Source organism: Anaerococcus martiniensis (assembly GCF_043187485.1).
Lineage (GTDB): Bacteria > Bacillota > Clostridia > Tissierellales > Peptoniphilaceae > Anaerococcus > Anaerococcus martiniensis.
This window is the reverse complement of sequence record NZ_CP171106.1, coordinates 35209-56915: the sequence shown is the minus strand read 5'-3', so window position 1 is coordinate 56915 and position 21707 is coordinate 35209. Positions and strand designations below refer to the sequence as shown.

The window sequence follows — 21707 nt, the reverse complement described above, 5'->3', positions numbered from 1 at the left end:
AAGTCCCCCATTACTTATAACTTAAATATGCTATAACATTCTTAGCTAATTTGTTAATGGATTACTGTAAAAGCCTTACCCCCTAAATTTTATACCATCTAAACCACTACACCTATAGAAGGCAAGTGCTCGGATGATATATCTCGCCTAAGTCTTCAAAAAATTTCGAATAAATCCTTAATGAATTATTAGATCTTGTTATCATAAAAAAACCTTGTTTTTCATAAGTCATAGTTCACCTGCTCGCTTTGCTCTTTTAAGCCTTTATTCTATTTTCTTGACATCAATACAATAGTCTCAGCAGTCGCTTTCTTACCAATCGATGCTCTTTAGTAGCAGCTCTTGGAAAAGCTTAGCATGACACCTGCCGCTGTTTCACGTCGATTAACTTTATTAATCTCGTGAAAGCAGGGTTATGGCTTCCACATGTCTTGAGTTTGGAAATTGATCGAAGATTTCATATTTTTTTATTTTGTATCCATTTTCAATAAAGGTTTTTAGATTATCAATTTGGGTTTTTGGATTACAAGATATATATACAAATTTTTTAGGTTTTATATTAATTATTTTTTCTAAAGATTCTGGTGCTATGCCAGACCTTGGCGGATCTAAAATTACTACATCATAATCTCCTCTAACCTTTTCAATTTCTTCTAACACATCCCCACAAAGAAAATCAATATTGTCAATCTCATTGAGTTTTGCATTTTCAAAAGCTTTTTCTACAGCTTCTTGTACTATTTCAATACCAGTTGCTTTTTTAGCCACATTAGCCATAACTTGTGTGATGGTCCCAGTACCAGAATATAAGTCAAGTGCATTCATAGAATTATCAATATTTGCAAATTCAAAGGCTTTTTGATAAAGTTTTTCCGCAGTAAATACATTTGGTTGGAAAAATGAAAATGGTGATATGTTAAATTTTAAACCTAACATCTCCTCTGTTATGTGATCTTTTCCAAATAATAGTTCAATTTTTTCAGGAATTACTGCATCAGCTACTGAATCGTTTATCACATGGAATATTGACACAATTTGTCCATCTAAGTCTAAATCTTTTAAAAAGTTAACAAAGAGATTTTTTCTGACATCATCAAAGCTTTCATCACTTGTTGTTACTAGCACACACATAATCTCATTAGTTCTATGTCCTTTTCTTATAATAAAATGGCGCAAAAGTCCTTCACGCCTTGATTTGTGATAAAAGCTAGTGCTTTTTTCTCTGAAATAATTTTGGACCGAACTTCTTATTTTATTAAAATCATCATCTATTACATTACAATCAATTGTATCCACTATTTCATAAAATCTATTTTGCCTATGGAGCCCTAAAATTAATTTCCCACCCTTGTGAGCATCTCCAAAAGTATACTCCATTTTATTTCTAAACCCTTGGGTTACTGGAGACCTATTGATTGGAATATCTCCTTCATAATAAATATTGTTTTCAGATAATAATTTTTTTATCATATCTTGCTTTAGCATCAGTTCTGTTTCATAGGGCAGTTTTTGATATGCACATCCTCCGCAAATATCAGCTTGAGGACAAAAATTTCTACTATTTTCAAGTGGAGAGTATTCAATTAATTCAATATATTTACCTTTTTTGTAGTCTTTTCTATTTCTTGTGATTTTTACCTTACAAGTTTGTCCTAAAACTCCACCCTTAAATTCAACTATATTATTATCTTCATCATTCCCAATCGAAATATTTGGATATTTTACTTCATTTATTTTAACATTGCTATTTTTGTTCTTTCTCAACTACACCCTCCCAAAACTTTTCTGATTCTCTTCTAAAATCACTTTTCTCATTTACAATCCTTAAGCCCTTACTTTTCCAATGCTTAGGATACATATTTTTATATTTATAACTATTAAATCTATCATCAACTAAATAAATAATCCCCTTATCATTCTCACCTCTAATAACTCTACCTGCAGCTTGATAGACCTTGTTTAGTCCAGGGAAAGTATATGAATAATCAAAACCATTTTCTCCTAATTTATCGAAGTGATTTTTGATTAAATTTCTTTCATCACTAACACCAGGCATACCTACAGAAATAATCATAGATCCTATAAGTCTATCTCCAATCAAGTCTACGCCTTCAGAAAATATTCCTCCTAGAACTACAAATGCTGTTTTAATAGAGTCCTTATCAAATTGTCTTAAAAATTTCTTAGTTTCCTTTTCATTCATAAACCTATCTTGGATTATTACTTCATCGTCAAAACGTGATTTATAATCTTCATATACGTCTTCTAAATATGAATAGGATGGGAAAAATATGAAATAATTACCCTTTTTTGAATTTATAAATTCGTTTATAGTTTCACTAATAAATACTATATTATTATTTCTATCCCTATATCGTGTGCTAAGTTCTCGATTAAAAAGTTCAAAGTTTTTTTCATCAAAGGGCATATCAAGCCTTAGTTTTAAACTATCCTCTGCTCCTAAAATTTTAGTAAAATAAATCATCGGTGATAGTGTAGCTGAAAAGAATATAGTAGACCTAGATTTTTTGTAAGTACTTGATAAAACCTCAGAAGGATCTATACACTTTATCTGATAGAAAATTTGATTATATTCTTCATCATAGGAAATAACAGAATAAAAACCTTCTGTATAGTATTCTTCTATTTTTAAAAACTTATTTATATCAAAAAATAAATTTAATAGATCATCATAATTTTCATCATCATGCTCTTCTACCAAGTATTTTTGAAGTGGCTTTAAAAGTCTTACAAATTTTTTATCAAAATCTTCTATTAGACTTTCCTGGTAATAATAAAGTTTTTTTCCGTATTTTGCATAAAGTTCATCAAAAGTATTTGATATTTCTTTAAGATACTTGATAAGTGTTTTATATTTTTTCTCATTAAGTTTTTCTGTAATCTCCTTAAAGCGTTCATTAGTAAAGCTAAAGCTGTACATATCTCGTGATCTCTCTACTAAATTATGAGATTCATCAATTAAAAAAACATATCTATCAATCACTTCATCAAAAAATCTTTTAAGATATGTATTTGGATTAAAAACATAATTATAATCGCAAATTATAAAATCTGCATATGATGAAATATCTAGTTCTAACTCAAAGGGACATACCCTATATTTTTCTGCATAAGATGTTACTGTTGCAAATTCCATTATTTCTTCATTACCAATTATGTCTTTTAAAGCATCATTTACCCTATCAAAATGACCTTTAGCAAAAGGACAATCTACTGGATTACATTTTACTTCATCATTTAAGCATATTTTTTCCTTTGATGTAATCGAAAGTGCTTTAATAAATAAACCTTGATTTTTTAGAATATGAACTGATTTTAAAGCTTCATTTGCTTGTGTATTCTTGCTAGTTAAATAAAAAATCTTATCAGTTAAATCTTCCCCCATTGATTTTAAAGAAGGAAATACAGTTGAAATTGTTTTTCCTATACCAGTTGGTGCGTCTACAAAAAGATTTTTTTCATCTAAAATTGATTTATAAACTGCAACAGCCATCTTTCTTTGGCCTTTTCGGTAATCTTTATAGGGGAAATCTAAGTTTTTTATAGTTTGATTCCTCTTAGATATATTTTTTACTAATATTTTTGAAAAGTTTAGATACTCATTTAATAAAGAATAATAAAATTCTTTAAGAACATCAAACTTAAATGATTCTCTAAAAATAATAGATGAATAGTCCTCAACACTAACATAGGTAAGTGTAATACTCATACTATCTAAATTATTATCTAGAGCATAAAAATATGCATAGCATTTGGCCTGGGCCCAGTGTAATTTGTTTGTGCCATCTATTTCTGAAAGAATTCTGCTTGTAGATTTAATTTCATCTATTACAAATTCATTTTTTCCCTGAATTAATCCATCAGCTCTGCCCTCTACCATAAATTCAACATCGTCAATCATAGTTGAATTTTTAAGAGAATATTCACTTTTATAATTTTCACCATGTTTTTTTTGAATTGCTTGATGGGCTCTAATACCCTCAATCATTCTAGCATTATCACGAAATCTATTGTCGATATCTCCAGATCGCATTACAAATTCTATAAGATTTCTAACTGAAATTTTAACTAACATTTAATCACCTTTTCATATTATACTATTATTTAGGGTATAAAATGATATAAAGATAAGGAGTCATTATGAATGAAACAATTAAAAATCAACTGAATCACAGAACTATAAGAGAATTTAAAGATGAAAAATTAGATCAAAGTGTCATAAATAATTTGCTAGATGTTGCAAATATGGCACCTACGAGTAATGGAATGCAATTTTGTACAATTATTGAAGTCACAGATCAAAATTTAAAAGATGAATTAGCAAAAAATGGTCTACAAGAATACATGGCTCGAGCACCTCATCTTTGGATATTCATAGTAGATTTGTTTAGAAATTACAATATTGCAAAAGAAAATGGCCAAGAAAACGACGAGATGTTAGGCTTTGATAGATTTATTCAAGGTATGACCGACTGTATAATTGCAGCTCAAAACGTAACAATTGCGGCTGAAAGTCTAGGGCTAGGGGTAAATTATTTTGGGAATATCCATAATGATACAAAAAATGTAATAAAGCTTTTAAATCTACCATCACTAACTTATCCTGCAGTAGGATTGGGTTTTGGAATTCCTAACCAAGAACCTCAAATAAAGCCAAGAATGAACATTAACTTAAAAACTTTTGAAAACTCGTATAAAGTTTATGAAAATTATAACCAAACAATAGCTGAATATGATAAAGAGATGACAACCTACTATGATCTAAGAGATGCTAACAGAAGAGTAGATTCTTTTTCTGTACAGATACCAAAAAAACAGGGAACACCAATTGCAAATCGAAATAAAATGTTTGAAACCTTATTGAACCAAGGATTTAAAATAGATATAAAATAAAGATTACATTTGTAATCTTTATTTTTTTAGTACAGATACGTAAGAATTATCTTTAATGTAAAATCTATATGGAAAATCAATGGCTTCCTGAGCGTAATCTATGCCTATTCTTTTGTCAATGATTATATTAAAAATACTATTATCATCTTCAACAAAAAAAGATTGATTAAATAAATTATTACCATTTAAATCTTTATCTATATTTAGAGCTTTTGTAAGTTTCCCAGGACCATTAGTAATATTTTTCTTTTGGTAAGAAGTTAATTCATTATATATTTTCCCAAACCTATTTAAACTAATTTTGTCAAATTGATTTAATGGTTCAATTGCTCTAATCAAAACTGCCTCTGGAATATTTTTATCCTGAGTAACAAAATTTAGCATAAAATGAATACCATATGTTTGATACACATAAACAGTACCAGCATCTTCATACATTATTTTATTTCTTTCTGTTTTTCTATCTCCAAATGTATGAGCTGCCCTATCATCTACTCCAAGATAGGCTTCAGTTTCAACAATTTTTGCTTTATATATAATACCATTGTCGTTTTTAACTATAATTTTACCTAGCAAGTCCTTAGCAACTATTAAGGTATCTCTTTTAAAAAATTCTTTATTTAACATAATCTCCTCTACTGATTTTTATTTATAAATATGATATCATATTATTATCAGAGTAGATAGGAAGCGTTAAGTGTTAAGAAATGGGTTGTTGTTCTTAAACGAAGCATATTGCTATGATTTTCTATCGCAACCGCTGCCTCTGATAGAAAGGGGAAAAAGTGAATAAAAAACTTACAGTAAATATGATCACGAAAATGTCTATTTTTGCTGCTCTAACAGTTATTTTCAGAAGATTTCTAACAATAACTATTTTTTCTAGCACAAAAATCGGACTAGGTTATTTACCTACGATAATGGCAGGAATCTTATATGGTCCTTTAGCTGGTGGGATAACTGGAGGCGTGGCAGATGTTGTCGGAATGTTGATGAAGCCTGATGGAGTATTTCATCCGGGATTTACGCTAAGTAATATTTTAATAGGTGCTATTCCAGGATTTATTTCTTATAATATTTTTAAAAGGGATTTTAAAAATAAACTTGAATGGATATGCCTTACAAGCTGTATATTTGTATTTATGGGAGTAAGGCTCTTGCTTGATTCCTTATGGTTAACCCATTTATATTCTAACCCATATATTTTTTATATAATACGCAATTTTCTAAAAGATGCTGTTGAAGCAGGACTTAATGCTCTTGTTTTAATAATGCTCTTTCCAAAAATAACAAAATACGCATATGAAAAGCTCTAAGAATTTCTTAGAGCTTAATTATTTTGATTTATAAAATCATTTATTAATCTTGCAGTTTCTTCCAGATAACTTTTATCTCCTGGATAGCCTATTACTAAATGACCATGTTCTTTTACTTTTCCTACTATCATTAGATTGCGATATAGTTTATTTTCTCCAGTTCCAAGATATCTCATATCAGTGATTATACCTATAATCATTCTTGGAAAATCTATATTATTTTCTTTTTCAAATTCTGCCATCACCCCATGAGCCATAATTTCACCAGCTACACCATCATCAATTGTTAATCCGTCCAAACATGCAATTAGAATATTAGCTTTTTTAAGCTCTGCAGTGTCTGCTTGGGCAATTTTTATATCTGTTATAATGTCATCGTTATTTTTTTTATCGTTTATGTCTGCATTTCTTTGAGGTACATACAATTTTAAATCAGTATTTTCCTCTATAAATCTTGCTAAATCTTCAGTCCATTTAAACATAGCATCATTAAAAAAATGACTAGCTAAATATCCGTACATTTACACTCCTTAAAAACTTCTTCCTGCTCCGCCACCACCAGTGCTTCCTCCACCACCGGTAAATCCTCCAGAATATGAACTACTGGATGAACCTCCAAATGAAGAATTTCCTCTAAATGGTGAAGATCCCCTAGTCCGGGTAGTTGAATTCCAAGGGTCATCATAATATCTTCTTCTATACCTTGGATAAGTCCTATAGCCTGGATAATTTCTATAATATCTTTTATTATTTGATCCATATAGGTTCATCCTGGTAGTTAAATTCGATATTACAATAAATATAATCAAGTAGAAAAATAATGTGCCTAGACTGATTCCATCAGAGTATGATTTACTATTTACATCTAAGTAATAATCATAATTTCCATCTAATGATACTCCGTATTCATCCACTACTTCAGCAACTAATGCGTTAAATCCTTCATTAATTGCTTTGGAATAATTACCTTTTTCTAAGTCATCAATCATAAAATTGTCAATGATTCTTCCAACCTTACCATCGTTTAATCTACCTTCGATTCCATAACCAGTCGATATAAATATTTCCCTTTTTTGAGTTAAATCATTTTCGGTAATTAGCATTAGAATCCCATTTTTTTTATTTTGATCTCCTACATGCCATTTATTAAATATCTTAGGCCCTAAATCGCTAGCAGGCAAACCATCAGGATTTTTAATTGTAACAACCATTATCTGCGAACCAGTTTTTTGTTCTAACTCTCTGTTGGTTTTTGTTATATTTTCCTTAGTTTCCATATCCAACATGCCTAATTCATCCAGGTAAAAGCTGCTTGGAGCAGATGGTAGGTCTGCATAAGAGATTAGAGGAAAAAGGAAGATTAATAAGCAAAGTATTAAGTTAAATCTAAATATCTTCCTCTTTTTCATAAATCCTCCTATTTATTGTTTTGATTAAAATCAACTTTTGGAGCTTCCTGAGCTCCTTCGCTTGCTTGGAAGTATTCGGCTTCTTTATATCCAGTAAATCCAGCTATAATATTTGTTGGGAATCTGTTTAAATCTGTGTTGTAATTTTTTACAGCTTGATTATAATTTCCACGTTCTACAGAAATTCTATTTTCTGATCCAGCCAATTCATCCATTAATTGTGTATATTGAGTATTGGCTTTTAATTCTGGATAATTTTCAACTACAACATTCATCTCACGAACTGCTTGAGTTAGTTGATCGTTGGCATCTGCTAATTCTTTGGGAGATTTTGCATTATTAATTCCAGAACGAGCTTCTGTAATTTTTGTTAAAGTTTCACCTTCATAATCTGAATATCCCTTAACTGTATTTACCAAGTTAGGAATTAAATCTGCTCTTCTTTGGACAACATTTTGTACTTGAGCGTAAGCCTCATTAACATTTTCACGGCTACCTGCAAGTCTATTGTAGGTTGGAACTGTTAGGATTAATATTAATGCTAAAACTACTAATATTCCTCCTATAACTCCAAAACCACTTCTTTTTTGATATTTATTATTCATTACTCCTCCTAAGTCTTTTTATAGAGTATTAATACCCATTTAGAATGATTGCCTTATCATTTATTAAACTAGATTTAACATCAATAATTCTTTGATTGCTTGATCCACGAAATTTTAATTTTAAATCTTTTTTAGATTCTATAAATGGTCCATCAACCAATACATCAACTTTCTCTAGTAATTGCTTATATACAGGATTTTTCATTAAATATTCAAATGTATGTCCTGAGTAGATCCATATATTTTTATTAATCTTATTTTTTATATCATTTAATATATTTATTAAATCATTTGCACTCTCAAACGGTTCCCCGCCAAGAATGCTTAATCCAGAAATTTCATCACTTTTTAAATAATTTATCACTTGATTAGTAGTTTTTTGAGTCCAGGTTTGGCCAAAATTTGGATCTTGGTATTCTTTATTAAAACAATTTTTGCAATTAAGCTTGCATCCTGTAACAAATATACTTGTGCGAATTCCTGGTCCGTTTGCAATATCGTATTTCCTAATTTGTCCATAATTCATATGTGAAGCACCCTAGCTTTTATTTCTTTAGTCCTACCCTCATTCCAGAAATTTTCTCCCAAATATCCACAAGTACGACGAACAACTGTTAGGCTAGATTTATCTTTATTTCCACAGTTTGGACAATACCAATTATTATCTTCGTCTAATAAAATTTCTCCATCAAAACCACAATTACTGCAATAATCTGATTTAGTATTGAATTCTGCATATTGGATGTGGTTATAGATATATTTGACCATGGTAAGCAATGCATCTACATTGTGGTCCATATTTGGTATTTCTGCATAAGAGATGCAACCTCCCGTAGATAAAGCCTGAAACTCTGATTCAAAATCAAATTTATCAAAAACAGAAATCTCTTCTCTAACATCTACATGGAAGGAATTTGTATAATATCCCTTATCAGTTACATTTTTGATATTACCAAATCTATCCTTATCAATACTTGCAAACCTATGAGTTAGACTTTCCGCTGGAGTACCATATACTGCGAATGCTATATTATATTTTTTGCTCCATATTTCTTTCTTTTTGTTTAAAAGGTTCATTATTTTTACTGCAAATTCTTTTCCACCAGCACTTGTATGAGAATCTCCCTTTACAAGCATACTAGCTTCATAAATTCCTATATAACCTATAGTTACTGTTGCATATCCATTTTCCAGTAAGTATTTTATAGGTGTATGTTTTGGAAGCCTTGCAATGGCCCCGTGTTGAAAATGTATTGGAGAACTATCGCTAGTTACTTTTGATAAATGTTCATACCTTAGTAGACCAACTTCTTTAACAAGATCTAATCTTTTTTCTAAAATTTCAAAGAATTTTTCTTCATCATTTTGTGCTAGTATCCCTATTTGAGGGAGATTTATAGTACACACTCCCATATTAAATCTTCCATCAAATTTATAATTGCCATTATCATCCTTATATGGAGGAAGAAATGCCCTGCATCCCATAGGAGAAAAAACATTACCTTCATAGTTTTCCTTCATTTTTTTAGCAGAAATATAATCAGGGTACATTCTCTTTGCAGTACATTTGGCTGCTAATCTTGTAAGTTCATAATACTTACTATCATCATTTATGTTATTATCATCCAAAACATAAATTAATTTTGGAAAGGCTGGTGTAACATAAACTCCGGACTCATTTTTTATGCCTTGAATTCTTTGCTTTAAGATTTCTTCTATTATCTTAACTGTTTCAGATAGGTATGGGTCTTTTTCATCTGTATGCATAAACAAGGTTACAAATGGTGCCTGACCATTACTAGTCATAAGTGTATTTATTTGATACTGAATAGTTTGAATTCCCGATTCCAAATCTTTTTGAGTCATTGCATCAGCCATTGCTAGTGCTAAATTTTCATCATTTAAAGTTTTTTTAGCCAAATTTAAATTTTTTTCATAAGATTTTCTTAAATATGGACTTAGGCATGATATGTTTATGGATTGACCACCGTATTGGTTAGATGCAATTTGTGCAATTATTTGTGTCATGACATTACATGCCACTTGAAATGACTTTGGACTTTCTATTAATTTTCCATTTACAACTGTTCCTTGATCTAACATATTTTTCATGTCTACTAGGCAACAGTTAAATATTGGTTGGATTAAATAATCTAAATCATGGATATGTATGGCCCCTGAATCATGTGCTTCGACTAAATGAGCTGGGATTAATTTTCTCTTAGCTATATCTTTTGCAACTTCTCCTGCTATTAAATCTCTTTGAGTAGAAGCTATAATTGGATTTTTATTAGAATTTTCATCCATAACATCAACATTTGTTTGATTAAGCAGACCTAAGATATCATTGTCAGATGTATTCTGTTCTCTTTTGTAGGCCTGAATTGATTTATAAGATTCGTAGGCTCTTGCAGTAGCAGGATTTTTATTTTTTATAAGTTCGTAATAAACTGATTCTTCTATATCATAAATAGAAATCTCATCTTCATTTTTATATTTTTCTTTTATTATATATGCTATTTCTTCTGGTTGATCTTTTATATATACTCCGCTTGGAGAATTCATAGCTTTAAGGATAGCAGCAGATATTTTTTCTTCTTTAAAATCGGCTTTTTCACCATTTCTTTTTACAACTTGTAACATATTATCCCCCCTATACTTTCGATAGTATACCATATCTAGTTATCAAATAAAAGTATATACTATATATAGTATATACAACTATAAAACTAGGAATAATAAAAGAGATGTTGCAATAAAGCCAAACATCTCTTTAAATTAAAAGTATATTTATTTTTTGATAAATGATAATTCTTTATTTTCATCCAAATCTAAAAAGGCAGTATCTTTAGCACCAATTTTACCTTCGATGATTAATCGGCCGAGCTTTGTTTCTACATTTGTTTGTAAAAATCTTTTTACAGGTCTTGCACCATATTCAACATCATAAGAATGATCTAGGATATATTCTTTAGCAGCTGGTGAGATTTCTAAGTCTATATTTAAATCTTTAAGTCTTTTTCTAATTTCATTTACTTGTAAGTCAATGATGTTATAAACTTGATCACTTGTTAGTGGGCTAAACATAACTATATCATCAATCCTGTTTAAAAATTCTGGTTTAAATGATGTTCTTAATGATTCTTCCACTAGATTTTTATTTTCCTCATCTATTGTTCCATCATCTTTTAGTCCATCGATTAAATATTGGCTTCCTATATTTGATGTCATGATTATAATGGTGTTTTTAAAGTCTACTGTCCTACCCATGCTATCTGTAAGTCTACCATCATCTAATACTTGTAATAAAATATTAAATACATCTGGATGGGCTTTTTCTATTTCATCAAATAGGATCACAGAATATGGCATTCGACGGACTGCTTCTGTTAATTGACCACCTTCTTCATAGCCTACATAACCTGGTGCTGCACCTATTAGTCTTGATACAGAATATTTTTCCATATATTCTGACATATCTATTCTTATCATATGATTTTCATCATCAAACATAGCTTCTGACAATGCTTTGGCAAGCTCTGTTTTACCAACTCCAGTTGGTCCTAGGAAAATAAATGAGCCTATTGGTTTTGAAGCATCTTTAAGACCAGATCTTGCTCTAACAATAGCGTCTGAAACTGCATTAATTGCATGGTCTTGGCCTATTACTCTTTCGTGTAGTTTTTCAGGAAGAGTTAATATCTTACTTCTTTCACTTTCTACTAGCTTATTTACAGGGATACCTGTCCAGTTACTTACGACATCAGCTACATCTTCATCTGTTACTTGTTCTTTTATAGCATCTTCATTATCTTTTTGATAAAACTCACTTGCTTTTTTAAGCTTTTCTTCTAAAGCTGGTAGAGTACCATAACGTAACTCAGAAAGTTTTTCAAAATCATAGTTTCTTTCTGCTTGTTCAATTTCATTGTTTACTCTATCTATTTCTTCCTTGATATTTTTCACATCATCAATGGATGATTTTTGTTCTTTCCATTTTAAGAAGTCTTCATCGTATTTTTCAGATAAATCAGCTAACTCTTTTTCAAGTATGGTTAGTTTTTCTTTAGATGATTCATCTTCTTCTTTTTTAAGAGCTGTTATTTCAATTTGTAATTGTAATAATTTTCTTTTTTGTTCGTCAAGGTAAGTTGGCATAGTGTCTATTTCTGTACGAACTGTGGCACATGCTTCATCCATAAGATCTATAGCCTTATCTGGTAAAAATCTATCTGTAATATACCTATCAGATAATTCTGCAGCTGCAATTACTGCGCTATCTTGGATACGGATACCGTGGAAGATTTCATATTTGTCCTTGATACCTCTTAAAATGCTTATAGTATCTTCTATTGTTGGTTCATTGACCATTACCTTTTGGAAACGTCTTTCAAGCGCTCCATCTTTTTCGATATATTCCCTATATTCGTTTAAGGTTGTAGCACCAATTACTTTTATTTCTCCACGAGCAAGCATTGGTTTCATAATATTTGATGCATCCATAGCACCTTCTGTCTTACCGGCACCTACTAGGGTATGGATTTCATCAATAAACATTATTATTTGACCATCAGAATTTTGAATTTCCTCTAAAACTGCTTTAAGCCTTTCTTCAAATTGACCACGGTATTTTGCTCCTGCTACTAGGGCACCCATATCAAGGGAGAAAATTGTTCTGCCTTGTAATGGCTCTGGCACATCGTTATTTACAATTCTTTGGGCAAGTCCTTCTACAATAGCAGTTTTACCAACACCAGGATTACCAATTAATACTGGGTTATTTTTCTTACGACGAGATAGGATTCTAAGGGCATTTCTTATTTCGCTATCGCGGCCAATAACTGGATCTATTTTTCCTTCTCTTGCCTCTTTAGTAAGGTCTCTACCAAATTTTTCTAATGGGTTGTTTGTTTCTTCTGGATTTTCTGTTGTCACTTTTTGACCTTTCCTGACCTTATCTATAGAATTTTTAAATTCTCTATAGCTTAGGCCATATCTTTTATTTATATCACTTACCTTAGTTTTTTCATTTAAAAGTGAAAGGAGAATATGTTCCATGGATACAAAACTATCTCCCATATTTTCTGCTTCATCTTCACTTTTAAGCAAAATTCTTGAAAGAGTTTGACTTGGATAGATATCTGATCCACCACTTGCTTGTGGCAATCTATCCATCATATCTCTGATTTCATTTCTGTAAGCTTCAAAATCTACGTCCATAGTTTTGATAATTTGAGCAACTATGGAATCAGAATTTTCTATTAATGCGTAGTTTAAATGTATTTCATTTACTTCTGGGTTGCTATTTTTAATGGCGTAAGAATTGGCATTATTTATAGCTTCCAAAGATTTTTGTGTAAATTTATTGTAGTCCATAATCTATTCCTCTATTTCGTTTAGTTTTTCGTATAAGTCTATTATTTGATCATTAAATTCTGTAGGGTTATCAATGATAATTTCTAGGATTAAATCTCCCTTATTGTTTTTTCTATCCTTATAACCATAACCTTTAAGCCTTATCTTTTGTCCTGAATTTACTTTTTCAGGTATGGTAACCATCAAGCTGCCATCTGGAGTATTTACTTTTCTTTTAATTCCAAAGTAAGCTTGCCATGGATATATTTTTTCTCTTTGTATTATATCTATTCCATCAAGCCTTCTATCTTCTTCATCTTTGATGATTATTTTAGCAACTACATAGGCGTTTATGCCATATTTTGCACCATCAACTTTAATTTTATTATTATTTTTAATACCTGCTGGTACGTTAATTTCAATATTTTTAATTTCGTTATTGTGTTTTATTGCAATAGATTTATTTAAACCCTTTTGAGCTTGATCTATGCTTAGCTCAATCTCGGTTTCGATCGTACTTTTCTTTTGAGCACTTTTTGTATTTGAAAACTTACTAGATCCTGCTCTTTGGTAATTACTTCTACCAAATCCACCAAAAAGCCCATCAAAAAAATCTGAAAAACCACTATCTGAACCTGTAGTATATGAGTAAGACCCACCACCGAAGTTTCCAAAGTCAAAACCAAAATCGCTAGGATCAAAGTTTTGACCTCCTGAGAAGTTTGCATTATTGCCAAACTTATCATATTTTTTACGCTTTTTAGGATCTGATAATACTTCATAAGCTTCATTTATTTCGCTAAATTTATCTGCTGCATCTTTATCATCTGGATGAAGGTCTGGGTGATACTCTTTGGCAAGCTTCCTATATGCTTTTTTTATATCCGCATCACTTGCTTTTTTATCAACCCCTAATACTTCATAATAATCTCTATATTTCATATTGCCTCCATCATTTAAACTATAATTCTTTGACCATCTCTGACCTTAATTAAACTATACTGTCTACGTATATAAATTCAAGCAATTTTATAGAATTTTTTAGATTATTAAGACTAATTTTAAATATATAAATAAAGAGCCTTCAAGTAAGGCTCATTTTTAATGATCATATTTTACTAGAGAAATAACTTTATAATCTTTTAAGACATCTCTACCATTTAAATCTTCAAGTTCTATTAAAAATTCAAATGCGGTTACTTCTGCTCCCAAAGTTTCTACAAGTTTTGCTGCAGCTTTTGCAGATCCCCCTGTAGCTATAAGGTCATCGACTATAATAACTCTATCACCTTTTCCAATAGCATCCTTATGCATTTCTAATTCATTATTTCCATACTCTAGGTCATATGAGATTTTTTCGATTTCACCTGGTAATTTTCCTGGTTTTCTTACTGGAACAAATCCTTTGTTTAGTCTATCAGCTAGAGGTGCACCAAAAATAAATCCACGAGATTCAATTCCTACGATATAATCGAACTCTAATCCTTCTAGGGCTTCTTCTAATAAATCCAAAGAATAATTAAAAGCTTCCTTATCCTTTAACAGTGTTGTAATGTCCTTAAAAGACACTCCTTCAATTGGGTATCCTTCAATAACTCTAATTGTTGATTTTAAATCCATTCTATCCTCCAAATAGATTATACCCTAATTTTCTAGTTAATTATAAATTCTATTGTAAAGTATCATTAGGAGTAATTATGTTAAATGAAAAACTAGATGAATATTTAAAAAATGAATACTATCCATTTCATATGCCAGGGGCAAAAAGAACGGATATATTAAGAAATGATTTACCATATCAAAGAGATCTTACAGAAATAGAAGGATTTGATAACCTAAATGATCCAAGAGATATTTTATTAGAATTAGAAAATAAGATTGCAGATATTTATAGTGTTAATAAAGCAATTATATCAACAAATGGATCAACATGTGGAATTTTATCAACCATCAGAGCATTGACTTATAAAAATAAAAATATTTTAATTGAGCGTACATCTCACAAAGCAGTCTATAATGCCATTGAAATCAATAATCTTAATCCATCATACATAGATGTGGAATTAAGTGAAGAAAATGCAGTGGTTGGCATTAATTACCAAACTTTATCTAAAAAACTTAATGAAAACAAATTTGCTGCGGTTGTTATTACATCTCCATCATACGAAGGTTACATTCTAGATTTGGAAAAAATATATAAAGAATGCAAAAAAGCAAATACTCCCTTAGTGGTAGACCTTGCTCATGGTTCTCATTTAATTTTAAACGAGTCTTGGTCTGATAATTTTGATATTGCAATCACATCTTTTCATAAAAATTTATCAGGGCTAACTCCCTCAGCTTGTGTTTTAATTAATAACGAAACATATATTAATGTAATAAAAAGAAATATGGCAATATTTCAAAGTTCATCACCATCGTATATCCTTATGCAATCAATTGATGAAATGGTTGAAAAATTTGATAAGTTTTATGATTTATATAAAGAGTTGGATAAAAATTTGGATGAAATTTATAATTTAAAACTCAACCATCTACAAATAATTGATAAAGCAAATAAAGACAGGTCTAAAATCTTAATTTCAACAAATTCTTCAAATATAAATGGGGCCGAATTACAAGAATTATTAAAAATAGAAAAAATCGAAATAGAGATGGCCTACCCATCTTATGCTCTGCTTATATCAACAATATTTGATAAAAAATATGCCTTTGATAGATTAAAAAACGCATTAATTAAGATTGATGAAAAGATTAGTTTTGGAACTAATAAGCAAATATTTAGATACGATATACCTCAAAAAAAATATAATATAGCGGAAGTTTTTTCAAAAAATAAAATAAAAATAAATATTGACCAAGCTATTGATAAAATTTCAGCTGATTTTGTATATGCTTATCCTCCTGGAATTCCTTTAATAGTACCAGGAGAAGTAATTGATAAACAAGTGCTAAAAAATATTCAAAGTATACAAAAAAAAGGTATAGAATTAAATATTGATAAAGAAATATCAATAATCAATTGACATTTTTTTGCAAAACTGTTATTATAAATTTGTATATAAAGTACATAAAAGGAGAATACATATGCAAAGAATTGTAACACTTAATACAAGAAATCTCCATAAATCTAAAAAGAATGGTGGATGCGGTGAATGCCAAACATCTTGCCAATCAGCTTGTAAAACTAGCTGTGGAGTAGCTAACCAAGAATGCGTTAGCAAAAAAGAAAAATAAGGGTTTTGCCCTTATTTTTTTTCTTTATTATTTCCTATCAATTTAGTATAATATTAATATCACATTTTAAGGAGAACATATGATACACCAATATAAGGCCAAGGGCTTTAATATAGTTTTAGATACATATAGTGGAGCAGTCCACGCTGTTGATGATGTAACTTATGAAATAATTTCTTTATTTGAGGGTCATTCTAAGGAAGAAATAAAAAATATCCTTTCTACATATAATCTTTCAGATGACCAATTTGATGAAGCCTACAATGAAGTAAAAGAGCTAGAGCAAGAAGGAATACTATTTACTAATGATAACTTTTCTGATTTAGCAATAGATGTTACAAAAAAACCTACAAATGTAAAAGCTATTTGCTTAAATGTAGCTCATACTTGTAACCTATCTTGTGAGTACTGCTTTGCAAAAGGTGGTAAATACCACGGTCCAGATGCAATAATGACAGTAGAAACTGCTAAGAATGCAATTGACTTTTTAATAGAAAATTCAGGTAACCATTACAACCTAGATGTTGATTTCTTTGGTGGTGAACCATTAATGAACTGGGATGTAGTAACTGAAACTGTTGAATATGCAAGAAGTCTTGAAGAAAAACATAATAAGCATTTTAACTTTACTTTAACCACAAATGGGATGCTTTTAGATGATGACAAAATAGATTATTTAAATGAAAATATGAAAAATGTTGTACTTTCCTTAGACGGTAGAAAACAAACCCATGATGAGTTTAGAAAAACTATTGGTGGTAAAGGATCTTTTGATACAGTAGTACCAAAATTCCAAAACTTTGTTAAAAAACGCGGTAATAAAGAATATTACATGCGCGGTACCTACACTGCGAGCAATCTAGATTTTACAGAAGATATAAAAACATATCTAGATTTAGGATTTAAAAGGACATCTCTTGAACCAGTAGTAGGAAATACTGATTCTGACTATGCATTAAAAGATGAAGACCTACCAGTTTTATACGACCAATACGAAAAACTTGCCGACATGATGATGGAAGCTATTGATAATAATGATGAATTTATTTTCTACCATTATATGATTGATTTAGAAAATGGTCCTTGTGCTCATAAAAGATTATCTGGTTGTGGGTCTGGAACGGAATATATGGCTGTAACCCCTACCGGAACTCTTTATCCTTGCCATCAATTTGTAGGAAACGACGATTTTATTATAGGAAACCTTGATGATGGGATAGTTAATAATGATTTAGTTAATCAATTTAAAACATGCAACTGCTATTCTAAAGAAGAATGTAAAACTTGCTGGGCAAATATGTATTGCTCCGGTGGATGTGCAGCAAATAACTACAACGCTAATGGGGATATAAATAAAACTCATGAATATTCTTGTAATCTTTTTAGAAAAAGAATAGAAATGGCAATAGCTATTAAGATTTACGAATACTTTAAAAAATCTCAGTCAGAGGAAGTTCTAGCATAGATTTTTTATATATATAAGTATAAATACCTAATAATATATGTGAATAAATGATATATTATTGGGTATTTTTATAATATAAGAAATAATGGAGGATAAAATTATGACTGACGATAAAAGAACTTTTGAATCTAGTGGCAATGATAATTTAAATAAAGATAATATTAAAAATGAATTTGATAAAGCTGGTGAAAATCTAAAAGAATCATTTGATAAAACAGCTGAAAATGTAAAAGAAGATTTCGATACAACAAAAACACATTTAGAAAATGACTTTCACAAAGTAGAAACTGAAGTAAAAGATGATTTTGATAATGCTAAAACCAATATTGAGCATGATTTTGATGAATTTAATAAAAATAATAAAATCAATGAAAATAATCAGTTAAACGATGTAAATAATGAAAATGTTGATACAACAGACTACACAAGAGTAAATACCGAAGGTACAACTACTCGTGAAGAAGCAGAAAGAAAAACAACCACACATACTGAAAGAGATAGAAATCCAAAAAGAACAAATAGAAAGGTTGAAGAAGAAAAACCATTCTATGCAAATTGGTGGTTCTGGGTACTATTATTAATAATTCTTTGGGCAATTTGGTACTTTTTCTTTAGAACACCAGCTACAATTTAATTAACCCTGCGTTCAGAGGTGATGGATAAGACTGTCACCTCTTTTATATTGCTTTTTTCTAGAACTTTAATTATTTCCATAGCAGTATTGCCCGTAGTAATTAAGTCATCAATTAAAAGTACACTTTTACCTGTCAAATCCTGGTTAAAAGAAAATGCATCAATCAGATTATATGCTCTATCTTCTTTTCCTAGATTATGTTGCGCTTGGGTATTTTTTATTTTTTTAAAGTCATAAAGGTATTCACAAGGAACTTTATTTATAAAATGATCAGTAATCATCTTTATATGATCAAATCCCCTATTATTTAATGTTGCTATTGAACTTGGAGAAGGCAATATATAATTGCAATCAAAAATATTATTTATCCTAGCATAATCAAAAATTATACTAGCAAAAACTTTTGATAAGGAAGTATTGCGGTTGAATTTATAATCTGCAATTAAATTTTTCATAGATTCATTATAAAAATAAACTGCATGGGCATTATACTTATCGATTAAAAATTTATTTGCAACATAATCTAATTTTTTTAGACAGTCTTTACATAAAAAATGAGCTATAATTTCATTTTCCTTGCAGGAATAACATAGATTTTTATCTAAAAAGAGAAAATCAATCACTTTCTACATTCTCCATTTCATTAATCCAATAACTTAAATTTGTGTAACGTTTATTTGAAATATTATTGTCTACCATTTTTTTTATAATTCGCTTTTCACCAACCAAAACCACTAATTTTTTGGCACGTGTTACTCCAGTATACAGGAGATTTCGGGTTAATAACATAGGCGCAACCTGCATCATTGGAATGATAACACATTCAAACTCAGATCCTTGGGACTTATGAATAGTAATTGCATATGATAGGTCTAAATCTTTTATATCTTCTTTTTTATAATTTACAATCGATCCATCATAAAACTCAACTTCTAAGGTCTCTTCTTCTTTATCGATTTGGTTTATAAAACCAATATCACCGTTATAAACTCCCTCAGCCTCTCTAATAGAATTTTCAGAAACCAAGTCATAATTATTTCTAATCTGCATCACTTTATCATTTTTCTTAAATAATCTATCATTGATTTTTAGTTCTATTGTTGTTGGATTTAGGATAGACTGGATATTTTCATTAATGCTAGTAGCACCCCACTGTGTTTTTCTACTAGGGCACAATATTTGAATATCTTTTATTTTGTCCAATCCATAAAATTTTGGTAATCTTTCATTTACCAAATTTGACAAGATACTATTAAAATTATTTCTATCTGCTTCTATAAAGAAAAAGTCTTTTCCCGATTCATTTACAATTGGATATTCCCCATTGTTAATTTTATGAGCATTAACAATGATATTTGATTCTAAACCTTGTCTATATATTTTTTTAAGACGAATTGTTTTTATATCTGAGTCTATAATATCACTTAGTACATTTCCAGGGCCAACTGATGGCAGCTGATTGCTATCTCCTACCAAAATTAAAGCAGTAGTTGGTGCTATGGCACTTAAAAGTGATTTCATTAGGTAAATGTCAACCATACTCATCTCATCAACAATTATGTAATCTTTATCTATTGGATTTTCTTCGTTATACTCTGCTATATTTTCGTCAGGTTTTATTCCTAAAAGTCTGTGGATAGTATAAGCCTCATCACCCGTAGATTCTTGAATTCTCTTGGCTGCTCTACCAGTTGGTGCTAACATTGCATAGGATAAGTCATTTTTATTTAGGATTTTTTTTATAGCATTTATAATTGTAGTTTTTCCAGTTCCTGGTCCACCAGTAATTACCAACAGCATATTTTTAAATGCTTCGTTAATTGCAATCTGTTGTTCATGTGAAAATGCACTTAGGTCCTCATCCATGTCTACGTCAAAAAAATATTCGCTATCTTTTTTTTGTTTCAATGCCATAGCAATATATTTTTCTGCCTTATACAAGGTACTTTTGTAAACATATTCCTCATCATTTATCAAAACAATATATAGTTTTCCTGATAGGGAGTCTTTTTTTATTTGATCATTAACATCATCTGATTTTACCTTTAGAAGTTGGGAAACTTTTTGGACAAGATAATTCAGTTTTAAAGACGTATGGCCATTAAATTCTGATTCATAGTTTAAAATATGACTAATTCCTGCTGAGATCCTAAAACTTGAATTTGAAACAATTTGCATATTTCTAGCCATATTATCAGCCATAGTAAATCCTACTCCACTAATATCATCTACTAGCTTATAAGGATTTGTCTTTATAATGTCAACTGTATCCCCACCATACATCTTATAAATTTTCATGGCAAGATTATAAGATATATTCAAACTCTGTAAATATAGCATGATATTTCTTAAATCTTTTGTTTCTTCAGTAGTAAGTTTAATATCTTCTATTTTTTTCTTACCTATACCAGCAATAACACTTAATTTTTCTGGTTCATTATACACAATATCAATAGCGCCCTCACCAAATTTATTAAAAATTTGATTTGCTGTTTTTTTACCAATCCCTTTAATATTTGCATTTGCCAAGTAAGTAACTATTGCATCTTTTCCAGTCGGTTTTAAAAGTTTTATGGAATAAACGTTTATTTGTTCGCCATATTTGTCATGATAGACAAATTCACCAGTAACTTCTACACTGTCTCCTTCATCAAAAAAAGGCATAGTGCCTACACAAGTTATATCAGAATCAGATGTCTGAACTACAATTATATTGTAGCCATTATCTTCATTTCTATAAATTATGTTAGTAACTATGCCTTCTATTTTCAT

At 29.9% G+C, this 21707-nt stretch carries 19 protein-coding genes and 1 riboswitch; of the genes, 6 read left to right on the top strand and 13 right to left on the bottom strand.

All coding sequences use genetic code 11. The features are described from left to right. Positions 1–393 precede the first annotated feature (393 nt). Both rlmD and ACF3NF_RS00285 read right to left on the bottom strand, forming a co-directional pair. Complete coding sequence (gene rlmD / locus ACF3NF_RS00290; protein WP_394023200.1) at positions 394–1764, bottom strand: 23S rRNA (uracil(1939)-C(5))-methyltransferase RlmD; 1371 nt, start codon at positions 1762–1764, stop codon at positions 394–396. Further along, positions 1745–4096: an ATP-dependent DNA helicase gene (locus ACF3NF_RS00285; protein WP_394023198.1), complete on the bottom strand. Its 2352-nt coding sequence runs from the start codon at positions 4094–4096 to the stop codon at positions 1745–1747. The genes rlmD and ACF3NF_RS00285 overlap by 20 nt, the downstream gene beginning before the upstream one ends. A gap of 65 nt (positions 4097–4161) precedes the next feature. Here ACF3NF_RS00285 and ACF3NF_RS00280 point away from each other — a divergent pair, with 65 nt between their 5' ends. After that, entirely contained in the window at positions 4162–4914 is a 753-nt protein-coding gene (locus ACF3NF_RS00280; protein WP_394023196.1) for a nitroreductase family protein, read from the top strand. An 18-nt stretch (positions 4915–4932) separates the two neighbouring features. On the opposite strand, the gene ACF3NF_RS00275 is transcribed toward ACF3NF_RS00280, so the two are convergent. Continuing rightward, entirely contained in the window at positions 4933–5541 is a 609-nt protein-coding gene (locus tag ACF3NF_RS00275; protein WP_394023194.1) for a DNA-3-methyladenine glycosylase, read from the bottom strand. 46 nt (positions 5542–5587) lie between these two features. Further along, a riboswitch (THF riboswitch) is annotated at positions 5588–5679 on the top strand. Between the two features lie 20 nt (positions 5680–5699). Between ACF3NF_RS00275 and ACF3NF_RS00270 the strand changes: the two genes are divergently transcribed. Then, the gene (locus ACF3NF_RS00270; protein WP_394023192.1) at positions 5700–6230 is read left to right on the top strand and encodes a folate family ECF transporter S component; all 531 of its coding nucleotides are present in this window, start codon (positions 5700–5702) and stop codon (positions 6228–6230) included. Positions 6231–6244: 14 nt separating this feature from the next. Here the strand turns inward: ACF3NF_RS00270 and ACF3NF_RS00265 are convergent, their stop codons facing one another. From ACF3NF_RS00265 to ACF3NF_RS00230, 8 genes are all read right to left on the bottom strand, one after another. Beyond that, positions 6245–6751: a nucleoside 2-deoxyribosyltransferase gene (locus tag ACF3NF_RS00265; protein WP_394023190.1), complete on the bottom strand. Its 507-nt coding sequence runs from the start codon at positions 6749–6751 to the stop codon at positions 6245–6247. A 9-nt stretch (positions 6752–6760) separates the two neighbouring features. Continuing rightward, positions 6761–7639, bottom strand: a complete 879-nt coding sequence (locus tag ACF3NF_RS00260; RefSeq protein ID WP_394023188.1) for a TPM domain-containing protein — start codon at positions 7637–7639, stop codon at positions 6761–6763. Between the two features lie 8 nt (positions 7640–7647). After that, positions 7648–8244, bottom strand: a complete 597-nt coding sequence (locus tag ACF3NF_RS00255; RefSeq protein ID WP_394023186.1) for a LemA family protein — start codon at positions 8242–8244, stop codon at positions 7648–7650. Between the two features lie 28 nt (positions 8245–8272). Further along, complete coding sequence (nrdG, locus tag ACF3NF_RS00250; protein ID WP_394023184.1) at positions 8273–8770, bottom strand: anaerobic ribonucleoside-triphosphate reductase activating protein; 498 nt, start codon at positions 8768–8770, stop codon at positions 8273–8275. Then, positions 8767–10887 carry an anaerobic ribonucleoside-triphosphate reductase gene (nrdD, locus tag ACF3NF_RS00245; RefSeq protein ID WP_394023182.1) on the bottom strand — a complete coding sequence of 707 codons (2121 nt, stop codon included), beginning with the start codon at positions 10885–10887 and terminating at the stop codon, positions 8767–8769. Before nrdD ends, nrdG begins: the two co-directional genes overlap by 4 nt. 147 nt (positions 10888–11034) lie before the next feature. Continuing rightward, positions 11035–13620 carry an ATP-dependent chaperone ClpB gene (gene clpB / locus ACF3NF_RS00240; protein ID WP_394023180.1) on the bottom strand — a complete coding sequence of 862 codons (2586 nt, stop codon included), beginning with the start codon at positions 13618–13620 and terminating at the stop codon, positions 11035–11037. Positions 13621–13623: 3 nt separating this feature from the next. Next, positions 13624–14541 carry a DnaJ domain-containing protein gene (locus tag ACF3NF_RS00235; RefSeq protein WP_394023178.1) on the bottom strand — a complete coding sequence of 306 codons (918 nt, stop codon included), beginning with the start codon at positions 14539–14541 and terminating at the stop codon, positions 13624–13626. A gap of 159 nt (positions 14542–14700) precedes the next feature. Further along, the gene (locus ACF3NF_RS00230; protein WP_394023176.1) at positions 14701–15219 is read right to left on the bottom strand and encodes an adenine phosphoribosyltransferase; all 519 of its coding nucleotides are present in this window, start codon (positions 15217–15219) and stop codon (positions 14701–14703) included. Between the two features lie 77 nt (positions 15220–15296). On the opposite strand from ACF3NF_RS00230, the gene ACF3NF_RS00225 reads away from it, so the two are divergent. The 4 genes from ACF3NF_RS00225 to ACF3NF_RS00210 all read left to right on the top strand — a co-directional run bounded on the left by ACF3NF_RS00225 (position 15297) and on the right by ACF3NF_RS00210 (position 18935). Further along, on the top strand, positions 15297–16625 hold the full coding sequence (locus ACF3NF_RS00225) for an aminotransferase class I/II-fold pyridoxal phosphate-dependent enzyme (protein WP_394023174.1): 1329 nt from the start codon (positions 15297–15299) through the stop codon (positions 16623–16625). Positions 16626–16686: 61 nt separating this feature from the next. Beyond that, complete coding sequence (gene scfA, locus ACF3NF_RS00220) at positions 16687–16836, top strand: six-cysteine ranthipeptide SCIFF (protein WP_203126650.1); 150 nt, start codon at positions 16687–16689, stop codon at positions 16834–16836. 79 nt (positions 16837–16915) lie between these two features. After that, positions 16916–18301, top strand: coding sequence for a thioether cross-link-forming SCIFF peptide maturase (gene scfB, locus ACF3NF_RS00215; protein WP_394023172.1), 1386 nt, complete (start codon positions 16916–16918; stop codon positions 18299–18301). Positions 18302–18401: 100 nt separating this feature from the next. Continuing rightward, the gene (locus ACF3NF_RS00210; protein ID WP_394023170.1) at positions 18402–18935 is read left to right on the top strand and encodes a hypothetical protein; all 534 of its coding nucleotides are present in this window, start codon (positions 18402–18404) and stop codon (positions 18933–18935) included. On the opposite strand, the gene ACF3NF_RS00205 is transcribed toward ACF3NF_RS00210, so the two are convergent. Beyond that, on the bottom strand, positions 18932–19558 hold the full coding sequence (locus ACF3NF_RS00205) for a ComF family protein (protein ID WP_394023168.1): 627 nt from the start codon (positions 19556–19558) through the stop codon (positions 18932–18934). The genes ACF3NF_RS00210 and ACF3NF_RS00205 overlap by 4 nt on opposite strands. Further along, positions 19551–21707 (bottom strand): SF1B family DNA helicase RecD2, encoded by a 2157-nt coding sequence (gene recD2 / locus ACF3NF_RS00200; protein ID WP_394023166.1) that lies wholly within the window; start codon positions 21705–21707, stop codon positions 19551–19553. The genes ACF3NF_RS00205 and recD2 overlap by 8 nt, the downstream gene beginning before the upstream one ends.